Raw genomic sequence first — 15,612 nt, 5'->3', positions numbered from 1 at the left:
TTGATACTATGAATTTGCAGAAAAAAATTAACGTCTTTGGTTTGCGCCCCGAAAAAAATGAATCACGTTATGCGTGGATAGATTATGCGAAAGGTATAGCTATTATACTGGTGGTATACAGGCATATCGCTTATGGTCTGATTGCGCGTGGGGTTTCATTGCCGCATAATGTGCTGGCAATAAACGATATGTTATATAGCTTCCGCATGCCTCTTTTCTTCCTGCTCTCCGGCGTATTTTTCAGCAAGAGCATTGCGAAAAGAGGTGTTAAAAATTTTACGTTCTTAAAGATTAATACTTTATTATATCCCTACTTGTTGTGGGCAGTAATACAAATCAGTTTGCAGATCGTGTTTTCCAGGTTTGCCAATTCAGAACGTTCAGGTAAAGACTTCCTGAATATTTTCCTGCAACCGAGAACACTGGATCAACTTTGGTATCTATTTGCACTATTCAACGTAACGATGCTTTACACCGTCGTTTCAGGGATCACTGGTAATAAAAAAATATGGCAGTTGCTGACAGGATTGGTATTGCTCGGCATTGCACCTTATGTGCGGGAGTTAAGCACACTGTACGATATAGCACTTCATTATATATTCTTTGCGATCGGAGATACAGCTGCGGATTATTTTTTACAGGAGCAAACGCAAAAACAATTCGCTAAACTGAAAAACCTGTTGCTGCTGGCGCCCGTTTTTGGCTTGCTTCAATGGTATTATCTCCATCACCAGGGTATGAACCTGTATCTTTTTATGATCATCGCGTTAAATGGTTGCCTGTTTGTGATACTACTGGCTTCCTGGCTCGCCAGTATCCGGAAGATGGAATTTTTAAACGTAATAGGCCATTACTCTCTATACGTTTACCTGTTGCATGTAAGCATTTTCGCATTATTGCGTGCAGTATTGTTGTACATGGGGGTAGATAACGGTATCGCGCTGTTGCTGATACTTATTCCATCATCTATTTTCCTTTCAATTATAGTATACAGAACATGTCTGTTACTGAAATGGACCTTCCTTTTTACGGGAAGATTCGGTGAGTACCATGTATCTAAAAAAAGTGCCCATATAAATTTAATATGAGGAAACAACCAAAAAAGAAACCAATAGACCAACATCTTCATCAGATGCTGATTGTCACCTTTATAGCACTAACAATTATTGCTATGGCTATTAAAATAGTATTCTTATAAATCAATGCCAGTGGAATTTGCGAAGAAAAATATTTATAGCCTGTTTATTATTATCTGTTGGGTAATATTGGTACCGGCCATCGCGTATATCAGTGCTCAGGACGTAAAATATACAGTACTGCTGCTGGGATTGGCGATTGGTATCGCTGTTGCGGGGATCTCCATTCTGAACTACCGCGCAGGCTACTATATAGCACTTACGGTGACACTCACCGTGCGGCTGCTGGAAAGAATGTCTGGTGCAGAAATGAGTGTAGGTGTGCTGATAGATGCCATGGTATTAATTACATTATTGGGAAGTCTTCTAAAATCAGGAGATAAAAGTATAAAAAAGGTTGACTTCCTCCGCGACCCTGCATTGATTACGTTTTACATATACGCAGGGTTTATTTTACTTCAGTTCTTCAATCCCGCCTATGTACACGACAGACATGGCTGGACAACTTTTGCCAGGGTATACCTGCGCAACATGATCTTCATGTACCTGGTGATGAAGATGATCCGGAATATGGATGATCTTAAAATTTTCTTCAAGTTCTGGATTATCATACTAACATTGGCAGCACTATATGCCTGTATTCAACAATGGTTTGGCTTAATGCCTTTTGAAAAGGCATTCATAGCCAGGTACCCTGAAAAATTTAAAACGGTACTTATCCTCACCGGTATCCGCATCTTTTCATTTGTGTCTGATCCGGCGGTTTTTGGTGTAATAATGGCCTGTGGATGCATTATAAATATTGTATTACTGACCAGTTCAAATAAAATGATACCACTGTTTGAGAAGGTACTGCTATTTATATCCCTGGTATTGCAATTTATGGCACTTGGGTATTCAGGTACCCGTACTGCCTATGTCATGGTACCTATGGGCCTGGTCATTATGTTATTTGTGAATCTGCGCAACAAGAATGCTGTTATAGGCGCATTGATATTTGTTTTTGCCTTCCTCGTAGTGATGTTTGGTCCCTTCCATAGCAACACTACTGTTATCAGAATAAGGACTGCGTTCTCCGGATCAGAAGATGCATCCCTGAATGTACGTGATGTCAACAGGCATCGCATTCAACCCTACATCTACACACACCCGATAGGTGGAGGCTTCTTGAGTTGTGAGCCGGGTTCCGGCAGTGAACTGGATGGATTTCCGCCAGATAGCGGCTACCTGCGTACCGTACTGGAACAGGGATATATAGGGCTTATACTGGTTTGCATTAACATTTTTTTGGTCATGCAGTATACGGTAGCTAATTATTTCAGAAGCAATACTGAAACGGAAAAGCAATTAACACTGGTGATTATATGTGTAATGTTTGCTCTCGTGGTGAGCATATATGCACAGGAATCTTCAGGGCTAATAGAATCAGCATTACTTTATTACGGGCTTAACGGAATTTCTATAAAATTAAAGTATTTATCATCTCCAAATATCACAACATGAAACGTGTATTATTCTTTTTATTGGCAGCTATTACGGGTACTGTGGCACAGGCACAGAAAGCAGATACCAGTATTATTTTGCGGTTGCCGGCCGATTTACCTACAGTAAGCAGGTTGAAAGAAAAACTGGTGGAACTTGCCATGAACAATCCTCAAATCAAAGCACTGGATATTAAAAAAGAAATCACAAAATACGATGAGAACAGGGCAAAAGCGGGTTGGTTAAATATGCTTACAGCAGCAGGTAACCTGAATGAGTTTACCATCAAGGGAAGCGGCACTTCCAATAATAACACCTTATACCCAAGATATAACTTTGGTATTATGGTACCACTTGGAAATTTAATAAGCATTCCTAATGAAGTAAAGGCAGCAAAAGCAAACGGAAGAGTATTTGATCAACAGAAAGAAGGCGAAAAGCTTGCATTAAAGGCAGCCGTGTTGCGTGCCTACGAAGATTATTCTGCCAACAAACAACTGTATGAACTGCAGTTACCACTCCTGGAAGATTCCTACAATCATTACAAACAGGTTGAACAGAAATTTTCCGGTGGTGACCAGGGTACAGCTGTAGAAGGATTAAATGACGCTTATCGCATTTATAATGCAGAAATGGTACGTAAAGTAAATCTTGAGAGAGAAGTAAGGCAGTCCAAAATTGCATTGGAAGCAATTATCGGCACTTCGCTTGAAGAAGTACTGTTACACTTATAATAAAAGCAGTTTGCAACCAGGTGCTCTTCAGGGGGCCTGACAAATAAGATTGAATGATGAAGATACTCCTTTTTATAGGTATGATGCTGCAAACAGCAGTCCTGGCGGGACAGGACCTGAAACCTTTTAAGCAGATCGAAGTTCAGATAACACCATGGCATCATATTCCGGCACTGTTAAAACTACCAGACAATGTTAAAAGCGGGAAGAGATATCCGCTGTTGATTTGCTTGCATGGCAGAAGTATCGCCGGTACTGATCTCACTAAAATATTCCGGCAGGGTGTTGCCAGGCAAATGCACGAGAGCAAAAATATTGATGCGGTAAATAAGGTGGATGGAAAAAAATATGAGTTTATTGTCATGGCTCCACTTGCCACCAGCTGGTCACTCGGTCCCGATCATCTTGATGCGGCGATTTCTGATGTTTTGAAACGGTATCCAATTGACTCTTCCCGCATATATATCACAGGATATAGTGCCGGTGGATGGTCGGTTGGCATGGCTGTAACAGATAAAAAAATGGCGAAAAGAGTAGCTGCAGCCGTCAATATGTCTCCTGCCACCATCGATGCGGAAAATATGAAAAGCTTCCGCATTACGGCAGAAAACAATATCCACGTATGGTATTTCGGAGGTACTGAAGAACCGGTTTTCCTCGGAAATTGCAAACTGTTTGCTGATAGTACAAATAAATACAAACCAGGGCTTACAAAGCTTACCACCGGCGATCATAAGCATTGCTGCTGGGAACAGTATTACGACCCTTCCTACCGCGAAAACGGGATGAATATTTATGAATGGTTACTTCAGTATAAAAGATAATCAGTTATGAGCCGGCTAAAAAGATGGTGGTTACCTGCTGTTATCTGCATACTGCTTATATCCTGTCTTGGTTTTCTGTTCATTAAAAGCGGTCAGGAAACCGCTCAACTGGATGATGCTACGCGCAAACAGGCTCCCGGCAACTTCATTAAGCTGGACCAGGGCTTAGTGCATTATAAATTATATGGCCCTGATAGCGCAAAGCTATTGGTATTGATTCATGGTGGTGGTAGCAGTGGCATGGAGGTATGGCAATACAATATTCCCTACCTCCTGTCAAAAGGCTACAGGATATTGGCTTATGACCTTTATGGCAGGGGGTATTCAGACAGACCCTATACTGTTTATGATCTTAGTCTTTACAGAAGGCAACTGGTGCAGTTACTAGATACCCTCCATCTGCAGCAATCCTTTGATATACTGGCCATGTCCATGGGGGCACCAATAGGACTGGACTATGCTGCCGGGCATCCCGACCGTGTCAATCGTATAATATTGCTGGGACCTGCTGCCAGCGGTGATCTGCAGGCGAGCAAACTGCTTCGCATACCTGTCATTTCTGATGTGCTGATGACTGCTTACTGGTATCCCCGCTCTGTAGAAAATCAACGTAAAGAGTTCGTGAACCAACCACTCTTTAATACCTATTCGCAACGACTGAAGTACTTCATGAATTTCAGTGGATATAAACGGCTTACACATTCTTCCTGGATGAATATGCTCAATCAGAACCAACTGTATCTGTTAAAACAAATAACCCCCGGAAAGATATTACTGCTCTATGGCAAACAGGATCCGTTCTTCCCCATAGAGAAATTAAGTTCTTATAAGACGTTATACCCAACTTTAGAAGTACATGAAGTAGACAGCGCCGGGCATATGCCTCACTATGAGCAACCACAGATAGTAAATGAGCTGATGTGGGAGTATCTGAGGGCAACTCAATGATGTCCGGAAAATGCAAAAGCCGTCCTTATAACCAGGACGGCTTTGCGTTTATAAGATATGCCCTATCAGGAACATTCACCTGTAGATCAATAAGACCTTAATTTTTCCTGAATCCTGAAGTCAGTATCTTGGAAGTGCCCAATGGCTGGTAGTAATTGTTGGGATCAACACCCGCTGCATCCACTGTAGGGAATTTAGTGTTGATATCTGCACCCGTACCTTCTTTGTAGGTACCTCCGTTTTCAGTATAAATGTAAGCATTCGGCACAATAGAGCCACCATTTACACGCGGTTGTATAAAGGCGTTGCTATTCACGATCTGAGCGGCTGTCATGCCCTGATAACCATTAATACGAAGGGATACTCCTCCCACTCTTGCGATGGTATTGTTAGTGATCTGAATAACTGCGTTATCGGTTCCTCTTAAGCTTACCCCGTCACCCTGGTTATCTCTCAGGAGATTATTATGAATAATATGGGTAGCTCCATTTTCACCGGAACCATAAAACTGAATCAGTTCACCCCAACCATCATGTACGTAGTTGTCGTGTACATTGGTATTGGTTGTACGCCCTCCTATCAGGATACCACCGTTATGGCCGGAATTGTGCTGACCACCCCAGTTGGTAACTGTGTTGCTATATATTTCCAGTTTGTCGATAGCAGCGGTTTGAATGCCATCTGCCCCACCGTTGGCCACTTCATTATTATAAATCTTAACATTGCGCCATTTAATGGGCTGTACATATTGTTGTCCGGGTGTAAATCCAGCCGGAGCACCATAATAAGGTGCATTGGCAGTTAAGTTCCAATAAAGAGCAGTATGACCGATATAAAAGGCTTCATTGTTGGTGCCACTGATGGAAACATTATGTATTGACAGATTCTCCATGTACGAATTCGGATAGTACGTAGTCGCATCTCCTTTTAATGGATCTGTTTTAGCCCAGATACCGGTACCACCATTTTGTATGGTGATATTGCTGATCTCAAAATTATCAGTATGCTGACTTAAAGACAAGTCAAAGTAAGCTTCTTTGCCGGCTTGCGTGCTTCCGCTTATGATGAAATCGGATTTAGATTTCTCTCCTCCGGCTTTCACATAATGACAGTTCACAAAACTAAGCGCAGTTGCCCAGGATCCGCCACTCCAGGCAGGATTACCGACTTTAACAACAGTGCCGGCGGCATTTTTTACAATAATCGGAGCTGCTGCGGAACCCTTAAGATTGTTGATAACAACAGCGGTAAATATGCCCTTCAGCGCCAGTATATCTCCGGCTTTGTAGATGCTTCCATCTAAAAGCAATCGCCCGTCTTTGTCTGGTACAAGCACTATTTCTTTTGTATTAACCGGAGGCTTGGCAGTTACTGTATCGGGCTTTGAAGGTCCCGGTTTTACTGCGTCTAATTGTGCTTTATTACAGCTCTCAGTCGTAAAAATAAAAGCCATTGCAAGTGATACGATTGTGTACATAGACAGTCGTGAGGTGGTGTTGCGCTTCATGGTTTTTCAGATAATTATATGGTTTCAATAAAAAGTTCACAACTACCCAATGGTAATTGCAATTGATTTTCTCTGATATGGATTCGGTATTTCAAAAGAATAATGGCACCTGATTAATTATCTCCGGAAACAATTAAAAGGTTAGATTATAATTTCTGGCTGCGAATATCCAGAATTTTGGATATAAAAGCAGCATCATAACGATCCCCCTTGTTGAAATATTATCGACTAAAATGTCCGGGAGAATTTTATAACCATTTACAGAAATAAAACCAGTGTCCTAACCATCATCTAAAAAGAATAAACGAACCCATCACCCACTTACAGGGCGTGAAACGTAGGCCAATCAATCGTATTATTATTAAATATAAGGTATATTTAATAATAATATGTAACTTTTTTTGAACTTTTTTTAAAAAAATCTGAAAAACTTTTCCACATTTTAAAAAAATGGTGGTGTTGCATTAAAAACAGGTGAAGTCAAAAGATGTTCACCACATAAAATGCAACAGCCGTTTCAAAATTGAAACGGCTGTTGCTATAATGTTGACATCTCGTTTTGATTATAAACCGAATGCAGCTTTTACTTTATCAACGTAATCCAATTTTTCCCAGGTAAACAATTCCACTTCCACACTCTTCTCATGTTTCTTGCCTTTGTTGAATACTTTGGTAACTACTTTAGGCTCACGGCCCATGTGACCATAAGCTGCAGTTTCACTGTAGATAGGATTGCGCAGTTTCAGTCTTTGCTCAATAGCGTAAGGACGCAGGTCAAAGATCTCTTCAATTTTCTTTGCAATTTCTCCATCATTCAGTTTCACTTTGGCAGAACCGCTCGTGTTTACATAAATACCACATGGTTTAGCTACGCCGATTGCATAAGACACCTGTACCAGTATTTCATCACAAACACCTGCAGCTACCAGGTTTTTGGCAATATGACGGGTAGCATAGGCTGCAGAACGATCCACTTTGGAAGGATCTTTACCAGAGAAGGCACCACCACCATGAGCACCTTTACCACCATAGGTATCTACGATGATTTTACGACCGGTTAAGCCGGTATCACCATGAGGACCACCGATTACAAATTTACCGGTTGGGTTGATGTGGTGATTGATATCAAAACCTTCGAACAGTTTTTGCAGTTCTGGTTTCAGTTGCTTTTTAACACGCGGGATCAGGATATTGATCATATCTTCCTTGATCTTGGCCAGCATTTTTTCATCTTCATCAAAATCATCATGCTGGGTAGAAATCACGATAGTATCAATTCTTACCGGTTTATTATCATCTGAATATTCGATAGTTACCTGGGATTTAGCATCCGGACGCAGGTACTTGATTTCATTATTTTCACGACGGAGTACTGCCAGTTCCAGCAACAGTTTGTGCGCCAGGTCTAATGCCAGTGGCATATAGTTGTCAGTTTCACGGGTGGCATAACCGAACATCATACCCTGATCGCCGGCACCTTGTTCTTCCGGAGATTTGCGGTCAACGCCCTGATTGATATCAGGTGATTGTTCATGAATAGCGGAGAGGATACCACATGAATTAGCTTCAAACATATATTCACTCTTGGTATAACCTATTTTGCGAATCACTTCTCTTGCGATATCCTGCACATCCAGGTAGGCTTCAGACTTCACCTCTCCTGCCAAAACAACCTGGCCGGTAGTTACAAGCGTTTCGCATGCTACTTTAGATTTCGCGTCATAAGCCAGAAAGTTATCGATCAAAGCGTCAGAGATCTGATCGRCTACTTTATCAGGGTGTCCTTCTGAAACGGATTCAGATGTAAATAAATAAGGCATAAAAAACTGGGGATTAGTAGTTTTATGGTTTAGTGTAAATAATTCTGAGCTTGATGTTGTACTGCGATAGATTACTACCACCAGCTTTCACACGGTTTACATCCATGTAAAGCGGAGAATAGCCTTCCAGTTTGAAGCCGTTATTAGTATCGAGTTTCTTGATAAACCTTTGTACCGTATTGGCAAGGTTAAAGGTATACTGCACAATCTGTATCCCTCCAAAATTGGTTATCACCTGACGACTGCCTCCAAAATAGGCTGCACCGCCACTCGTATAATAATCCATAGGGATTTTGGTGGAGTCCCCGTTTCCATACTGCCGTAAAGATAAGCTTCCTGGTTCAATAAAAATATTATTCATATCACTTACACCAGAAGTTATTTGTGTAATGACCAGTTCCGCTTTGTTAATAAGAACAGCCGGGAAGTTTTCCAGACCTGGTATAGTCAGCTTGGTATATAAACCAGGGCTGGCATTCAGGAACAGGATACTATCTCCTTTTGGATTGCCGGTGTTAATGAACCGGCCGGCCTGTGAACCATTGTAATTGCGGGTAAAGTAGTTGGCATGTGCGCTGGCATACTGATTAAACGCCATGGTAGCACGCAGCGAATCTTTTTCTGAATTCTTATAAAATACTGTCAGCTTGGTATTGCTGTTATTCAGGTTCAGATAAATCATATTCCTGTTGGTACCCAGGTTGGTATCCGGTACCAGGGCAAAACCTTTCAGGTAAGCACGGAAGGCTGAATCTGTAGCAAATGCACCATCTGATTTCTGCTTCAGCAGGTCCTGGCCAAAAGCAGTGCTCAGTTTAATACGCAGCTGGGCTGTTTCCTTGGTACCATATACACTGACAGAGTCACGGAGTGACAGCGGTGTAACAGTTACCTGGCCCAGTAATTCACCGGGGTTGTATGCCAGTGCCCTGTTATAAGCGTAGTTGGAATCGATCGTAAATTTGTTTTCTGCCATACGATACACCCTAAAGGTTTGAGGTGCAGCAGAGTCGCCGGTATAGCCATTGTAACTGAGTGACAATACCACCGAATCCAGGGTTTGTCCGGCACCTTCAAAAGTGAAGGCACTCTGAGGCAAAGACACCTGCGTATATACGAAAGCGTGAGTTTTACCAAAAACAGGATCTGTTGTAATGGAACCCAGTATTTTGGCATAGGCAGTATTGCCGTTTAAAATAGTAGAATCATACCGGAGTATGTTGTTGGCAATAATACCATTGAGGACAGTGTCCTGTGCATTGACGAAATCGCCTGGAGGAATGAGACCACCTCCCAAAAGAGTGGATTTGTTACAACCGGTTGCTCCGTACAGTAGAGTAATATAGGTAGCTAAGAAGCTAAGGTTCCTGAAATTGATCTTCACGCGTTATGTTGTTAGTGAGTATTGTTTTAACTGCCCGAACAATGTTTTAAGATAACTATTTTCCCAGCAACTGGTTGTACAATTGCAGGTAATCACCGAGATCTTCGTTCTCTTTTTTGTAAGGTAAAATGATCTTACCTTTTTCTGCTTTCACTTCATCCACCACTTTCTTTTCCAGCTTATCACCGGCAAGTACAACAGCGTCCGCGTATTTAGCTGCGCCTCTGTTCAATGCAGTATTGGTACCTTCCTTAAACAGCTCCATATCTTTTTCTTTGATCTGGTTGCTGATCGTGGCCTTCTTAACAAAGGTGGTGCCTAACTTTTCCTTGAACGTATTGGGCGTCAACGAATATATGATTTTTGAGTTAGCAAAAACCGGCTCCTTCTTGTAGGCAGTTTTCAGATACATGGGGATCAGAGAGGTCATCCAGCCACTGCAATGAATGATGTCAGGAGGCCATCCGAATTTCTTCACCGTTTCCAGGGCTCCTTTACAAAAGAAGACAGCTCTGGCTGCGTTGTCGTCAAAAAACTCTTCGTTTTCATCGGCAAACACAGTCTTACGCTTAAAATAATCTTCATTATCCAGGAAGTAAACCTGCAACCGGGCATTCGGGAGCGAAGCCACCTTGATAATCAACGGGTAGTCATCCCCGTCAATCACAATGTTGATCCCCGACAACCTTACTACCTCGTGCAAACGGTGTCTTCTCTCATTAATAATTCCAAATCTAGGCATGATCACTCTCACTTCCAGGCCAGCCTCATTGGACTTAATTGCCATTTTATTGACCATTGCCGCGTAATCACTCAATTCCAGGTACGGCGACATCTCTTGGGCAATAAAAAGAATTCTTTTCTTTGTGGACATTTAACGCTGATTATTAATGCAGTAATTTTTAATTTGGCTTGCAAAATTACGGATTTTTTACGGAATATTGGCCAATCTGTCAGTTTTAACATCCTTTTAAGCAATGATTTATGTATCTATTTAAGCGCAGCACGGACCTGAAGAAGCACCTGGACCTGGTAAGAAAAAGCAACAAAAGCATTGGTTTTGTGCCCACTATGGGAGCTCTCCACGACGGGCACCTGTCACTTATTCAGGCCGCCAGGGAAAATAATGATGTGGTCGTTTGCAGCATTTTTGTCAATCCAACTCAGTTTAATGATCCAAAAGATTTTGAAAAATATCCCATCACCATTGAGGAGGATATTAAAAAATTAAATAACGTATCGACAGATATACTTTTTTTACCATCCGTAGAAGAAATGTACCCGGAAGGGCTGGAAAGTAATCTGCATTACGACTTTGGCAACCTGGAAACGATACTCGAAGGCAAATTTCGTCCCGGACATTTCCAGGGCGTGGGCCGCATTGTTCACAAGTTACTTGATATTGTGCAACCTGACCAGCTTTTTATGGGACAAAAAGATCTGCAGCAGTGTCTGATCATCCGCCGGCTGCTCGTAGTCACCCATTCTCCCGTGAAACTGGTGGTTTGTCCTACAGAAAGAGAAAAAGACGGTCTGGCCATGAGCAGCCGTAATGCACGCCTCTCTCCCACCGCCAGAAAAAAAGCCACGGCTATCTACCAGGCCCTTCTTCACATTAAAAATAATTTCGGGAAAGGCCTCCACTTCATGGAAGGTGCGCATGAAGCATTTGATGACCTGAAAAAACAAGGTTTTGAGCCCGAATACGTGGATATCCTTCAACTGGACGATGACATGCTCCACCCGCTCGACCAACCACCAGGAAACGCCACAGTAATCGTAGCCGTTGCTGCCTGGCTGGATGGAGTAAGACTCATCGACAACATGATACTGCAGGGAAGCCTCTAGCCTGCCGGACAAGGCATTCAGCAAACACTGCATTACTGCTGCATGCCTTGTTCGATCTTCCATATTTTTTTCCTAGCTTTGCGAACGCTCTTTTTTTACAGCGTTAAGCCAGTTATAAATTATGCAAATCGAAATTTTAAAGTGTAAGATTCACCGCGCGGTAGTTACGGAAGCCAACCTGCAATACGTTGGAAGCATTACGATTGACGAAGATCTGATGGATGCCGCTGGTTTAATTGAGTACGAAAAAGTACAGGTACTGAACGTAAATAACGGAGAAAGACTGGAAACCTATGTTATCAAAGGTAAACGTGGTTCCGGAGTAATCTGCATGAATGGCCCCGCTGCCCGACTCGTTGCCCCGGGTGACATAGTAATCATTATTTCCTATGCCACAATGGATTTTGAAGAAGCTAAAAAATATACACCTATTGCCATTTTCCCTAAAGAAGGGAATAAACTGTAAACCCGTATACTGTTTTTATTAACGCCCTAAAATAACTTTGGATCATGCCCAAAACGCTTAAGAACGTCATTAAGTTTATTTGCTTTTTTGGCATAGGGGTGCTACTGATATGGCTGTTCACCAGGAATATCAAAGCAGATGAGTGGGGCAAAATCAATCTGGCATTACGCAAAGCCAACTACTGGCTTCTGATTCCCACCATGACCATCGGTGTCGCCAGTCACTGGTTCCGTTCCGTACGCTGGAAACTGCTGATGAAACCACTGGGACATCAACCTACTACCCTCAATACTTTTTTCGCCGTGATGGTGGGCTACCTGGTGAATCTCGCCGTACCCCGCCTGGGTGAAGTAACCCGTTGCGGCATCATTGCACAATACGAGAAAGTACCAGCCGACAAACTGGTAGGTACCATGATCGCGGAAAGAGCCGTGGACCTGGTATGTCTTGTACTCCTGATGGTACTCACTATTGTTACGCAACTGGACCTCCTGGGCTCCCTGGTGAATGAAACCATCTTTCAACCGGTATCAGATAAAATAGCACATGCCAACGGCACACAGCTACTCATAGGCGTTGTTGTCCTGGCATTGTTCATTGTACTCCTCGGCTGGTTGCTGCGCCGCTTTGCCAGATCCAAAATAGCCATCACCGTTAAAAACCTGATAAGAGGCATCACAGAAGGATTTCTCTCCATCGGTAAAATGGAAAAAAAGAAAAAGATCTGGTTTATCATTCACTCTATACTCATCTGGTCCTGCTACCTGTCACAGGTATATATCGGCTTTTTCTGCCTGCAGGAAACCTCCCATCTCGGTATGAGTGCGGCCCTTGCCGTGCTGATGATCGGTAGTGTAGGCATGATCGTTATGCCAGGTGGTATCGGCGCCTATCAGCCACTGGTACAAAAAACACTGGAAATCTACAGCATCCCTTCCGCTATAGGCTTCGCCTTTGGCTGGATCATCTGGGTGGCACAAACCATCCTGGTAATAATTCTGGGCTTTGTCAGCCTCGTTGCATTACCCATCTACAACAAGAAAAAAAACGTATTGGCACCAGTGCAGGATTAAACTGATTTTAACATTATAAACAGATAAAAAGATAAGCGGATGCCAAAGTGTTATACACTCCGGTCTTCGCTTCTCTTTTTAAGTTAATGAGGATCAATACAAAATCCACCCGTTTCTCCCCGCTTTTCTTTAACTTTAATTTAATACTCCAATTAAAGCGAAAGCTGTATCATCGTAGTTTAGATGAAGTGAATTTTTTGAATGTAAATATGTTTGTATGCGTTTGCCGAATGGTGAGAACCTTGATATTATGACAATGCCCGATGTAATAGTACAAAAGAAAACAACCAGGAAAAAGCCACTGGCAGAAAAGAAAAAAATGATTGCCAGGGATATCAGCTGGCTCTCTTTCAACGCCAGAGTACTGCAGGAAGCTGCAGACAAGACTGTCCCTCTCCATGAACGTATCCGCTTCTTAGGCATCTTCTCCAATAATCTCGATGAGTTTTTCAGGGTGAGAGTAGCCACGCTCAAAAGAATGATGTCTTTCGGCAAAGCCTCTAAAATGCACCTGGAAGAAAACCCTGATAAAATACTGGACGAAATACAAAGCCGTGTAATTGAACAACAACGCGAATTTGACCTTGTATGGAAAGACATTGCCACTGAAATGGAGGCGCAGCATATCTTTCTCCGTACTGAAAAACAACTCAATAAAGAACAACAGAAATTTGTACTGAATTTCTTCAACGAACAGGTACGCACCAACATCATCCCATTGATGATTGAGAGCATACAGCACTTCCCCATTCTGCGCGACAAATCCATTTACCTGGCCATTGTACTGGCCCGGCAGGATAATTCCGTACGACAAAAATTTGCACTGATAGAAATTCCTACTACGGTACTTCCCCGCTTCATCATTCTTCCGTCCAAACCCGGTGAGCATGATATCATTCTGCTGGAAGACCTGGTACGCTTCTGTTTACCGAATATATTCGTCTATTTTGGTTATGATAAATTTTCTGCCCACATCATCAAAGTAACCCGTGACGCGGAACTGGATATAGATAACGACATCTCCGACAGCCTTATTCACCAGATTGAAAAAGGACTAAAAGACCGGCGTAAAGGGAAGCCGGTGCGGTTTGTATATGATAAGGATATTGACCCGCTGCTGCTGGAATACCTGATGCGCAGACAAGGACTGTCCGGAAAAGATAACCTGATCCCCGGAGCACGTATCCATAATTTCAAGGACTTTATGGACTTCCCGGAATCCATCTTCCCTCCACATTTACACCGTAAAACCTTTACACATCCGCTCTTCCTCAATGCACCCAGCGTAATGCATGTGATACAACAGCAGGATGTAATGCTGCATTTCCCTTATCACTCCTTTGATACCATCATCGATCTGTTAAGAGAAGCAGCTATCGATCCGAATGTATCTTCCATTAAAATAACAGCGTACAGGCTTGCCCGTAATTCCAAGATAGTGAATGCGCTGGTGAACGCGGTACGCAATGGCAAGCAGGTAACCGTAGTGCTGGAACTCCGTGCCCGCTTTGATGAAGCCGCCAACCTCGACTGGAAATCAAGACTGGAAGAAGAAGGTGTGAAGGTATTGCTTGGCATTCCGAATATGAAAATACATGCCAAGCTTTGTGTGATCAAAAAACGGATAGGCACCAAAACCATTCAGTGTGGCTTTGTGAGCACCGGTAATCTTAATGAAAGAACCGCCCGCGTATATGGTGATCATTGCCTGCTCACCACCAACCGTTCCATCATCGCCGATATGAACCGCATTTTTGCTTACCTGGAAAGCCCGAAGCATGATATTAAAATACTGGAAGGATGCAAAACACTGCCGGTGAGCCCGCTCAATATGCGTGATACTTTCCTGCGGCTGATAGACCGGGAAATAAAGAATGCGAAGCATAAAAAGAAAGCAGGTATCATCGTTAAAATGAACTCCCTTTCTGATGCTACCCTCATTTCCAAACTATATGAAGCGGCTAAGGCAGGTGTAGATGTGAAGATGGTGATCAGGGGTATCTGCTGTGCTTATACAGAAAATAAAAAGTGGAAGAAAAATATCACCGCCGTCAGCATTGTGGATGAATACCTGGAACATGCACGTGTATTCATTTTCCATCATGGAGGCCAGGAAAAAGTGTACATTGCTTCCTGCGACTGGATGATACGTAACCTCGACCACCGTATAGAAGCAGCTGCACACATAACGGATCCGGCTATACGCCAKGAGCTGATTGACATTATGAAAATTCAATTGAGCGGCAACGTAAAAGCCCGTATACTCGATAATGAGCAGCTCAATGAATACCGGAAAGATGGTGATAAAAAAATACGTACACAATTAGAGATCTACAAATACCTGCACGAAAAACAGTACCTGTAACTTTAAAATGTTTTACTTTTGCCCC

General features: G+C 42.6%; 13 protein-coding genes. 9 read left to right on the top strand and 4 right to left on the bottom strand.

The window, feature by feature from the left end:
- The first annotated feature begins 8 nt into the window (after positions 1–8).
- From AC1DCV_RS28795 to AC1DCV_RS28775, 5 genes are all read left to right on the top strand, one after another.
- Positions 9–1,088, top strand: coding sequence for an acyltransferase family protein (locus AC1DCV_RS28795; protein WP_477026419.1), 1,080 nt, complete (start codon positions 9–11; stop codon positions 1,086–1,088).
- A gap of 114 nt (positions 1,089–1,202) precedes the next feature.
- A complete protein-coding gene (locus AC1DCV_RS28790; protein ID WP_477026418.1) occupies positions 1,203–2,639 on the top strand; it encodes an O-antigen ligase family protein in 1,437 nt (478 codons plus the stop codon).
- Positions 2,636–3,352: a TolC family protein gene (locus AC1DCV_RS28785; protein ID WP_441577019.1), complete on the top strand. Its 717-nt coding sequence runs from the start codon at positions 2,636–2,638 to the stop codon at positions 3,350–3,352. The genes AC1DCV_RS28790 and AC1DCV_RS28785 overlap by 4 nt, the downstream gene beginning before the upstream one ends.
- Before the next feature lie 53 nt (positions 3,353–3,405).
- Positions 3,406–4,176, top strand: coding sequence for a carboxylesterase family protein (locus AC1DCV_RS28780; RefSeq protein WP_477026417.1), 771 nt, complete (start codon positions 3,406–3,408; stop codon positions 4,174–4,176).
- 6 nt (positions 4,177–4,182) lie between these two features.
- On the top strand, positions 4,183–5,124 hold the full coding sequence (locus AC1DCV_RS28775) for an alpha/beta fold hydrolase (RefSeq protein WP_477026416.1): 942 nt from the start codon (positions 4,183–4,185) through the stop codon (positions 5,122–5,124).
- A gap of 97 nt (positions 5,125–5,221) precedes the next feature.
- On the opposite strand, the gene AC1DCV_RS28770 is transcribed toward AC1DCV_RS28775, so the two are convergent.
- The 4 genes from AC1DCV_RS28770 to AC1DCV_RS28755 form a co-directional block, all read right to left on the bottom strand.
- Positions 5,222–6,631 (bottom strand): right-handed parallel beta-helix repeat-containing protein, encoded by a 1,410-nt coding sequence (locus AC1DCV_RS28770; protein WP_477026415.1) that lies wholly within the window; start codon positions 6,629–6,631, stop codon positions 5,222–5,224.
- A 563-nt stretch (positions 6,632–7,194) separates the two neighbouring features.
- A complete protein-coding gene (metK, locus tag AC1DCV_RS28765) occupies positions 7,195–8,451 on the bottom strand; it encodes a methionine adenosyltransferase (protein ID WP_477026414.1) in 1,257 nt (418 codons plus the stop codon).
- A 22-nt stretch (positions 8,452–8,473) separates the two neighbouring features.
- Positions 8,474–9,835, bottom strand: a complete 1,362-nt coding sequence (locus AC1DCV_RS28760) for a DUF4270 family protein (protein ID WP_477026413.1) — start codon at positions 9,833–9,835, stop codon at positions 8,474–8,476.
- 55 nt (positions 9,836–9,890) lie between these two features.
- Positions 9,891–10,709, bottom strand: a complete 819-nt coding sequence (locus AC1DCV_RS28755; protein ID WP_133811107.1) for a glycogen/starch synthase — start codon at positions 10,707–10,709, stop codon at positions 9,891–9,893.
- 110 nt (positions 10,710–10,819) lie between these two features.
- On the opposite strand from AC1DCV_RS28755, the gene panC reads away from it, so the two are divergent.
- From panC to ppk1, 4 genes are all read left to right on the top strand, one after another.
- Positions 10,820–11,683, top strand: a complete 864-nt coding sequence (gene panC / locus AC1DCV_RS28750) for a pantoate--beta-alanine ligase (RefSeq protein WP_477026412.1) — start codon at positions 10,820–10,822, stop codon at positions 11,681–11,683.
- A 121-nt stretch (positions 11,684–11,804) separates the two neighbouring features.
- Positions 11,805–12,149, top strand: coding sequence for an aspartate 1-decarboxylase (gene panD / locus AC1DCV_RS28745; RefSeq protein ID WP_133811105.1), 345 nt, complete (start codon positions 11,805–11,807; stop codon positions 12,147–12,149).
- A gap of 44 nt (positions 12,150–12,193) precedes the next feature.
- Positions 12,194–13,222 carry a lysylphosphatidylglycerol synthase transmembrane domain-containing protein gene (locus tag AC1DCV_RS28740; protein WP_477026411.1) on the top strand — a complete coding sequence of 343 codons (1,029 nt, stop codon included), beginning with the start codon at positions 12,194–12,196 and terminating at the stop codon, positions 13,220–13,222.
- A 217-nt stretch (positions 13,223–13,439) separates the two neighbouring features.
- Positions 13,440–15,587, top strand: coding sequence for a polyphosphate kinase 1 (gene ppk1 / locus AC1DCV_RS28735; protein ID WP_477026410.1), 2,148 nt, complete (start codon positions 13,440–13,442; stop codon positions 15,585–15,587).
- The last annotated feature ends 25 nt before the right edge of the window (positions 15,588–15,612 follow it).

The organism is Chitinophaga sp. 10T418 (assembly GCF_056394125.1).
This window is presented reverse-complemented; position numbering and strand designations above follow the sequence as displayed.

Coding starts and splice junctions, on each gene's coding strand:
- AC1DCV_RS28795 (WP_477026419.1), top strand. CDS start 9: ATGAATTTGCAGAAAAAAATTAACGTCTTTGGTTTGCGCCCCGAAAAA.
- AC1DCV_RS28790 (WP_477026418.1), top strand. CDS start 1,203: ATGCCAGTGGAATTTGCGAAGAAAAATATTTATAGCCTGTTTATTATT.
- AC1DCV_RS28785 (WP_441577019.1), top strand. CDS start 2,636: ATGAAACGTGTATTATTCTTTTTATTGGCAGCTATTACGGGTACTGTG.
- AC1DCV_RS28780 (WP_477026417.1), top strand. CDS start 3,406: ATGATGAAGATACTCCTTTTTATAGGTATGATGCTGCAAACAGCAGTC.
- AC1DCV_RS28775 (WP_477026416.1), top strand. CDS start 4,183: ATGAGCCGGCTAAAAAGATGGTGGTTACCTGCTGTTATCTGCATACTG.
- AC1DCV_RS28770 (WP_477026415.1), bottom strand. CDS start 6,631: ATGAAGCGCAACACCACCTCACGACTGTCTATGTACACAATCGTATCA.
- AC1DCV_RS28755 (WP_133811107.1), bottom strand. CDS start 10,709: ATGTCCACAAAGAAAAGAATTCTTTTTATTGCCCAAGAGATGTCGCCG.
- panC (WP_477026412.1), top strand. CDS start 10,820: ATGTATCTATTTAAGCGCAGCACGGACCTGAAGAAGCACCTGGACCTG.
- panD (WP_133811105.1), top strand. CDS start 11,805: ATGCAAATCGAAATTTTAAAGTGTAAGATTCACCGCGCGGTAGTTACG.
- AC1DCV_RS28740 (WP_477026411.1), top strand. CDS start 12,194: ATGCCCAAAACGCTTAAGAACGTCATTAAGTTTATTTGCTTTTTTGGC.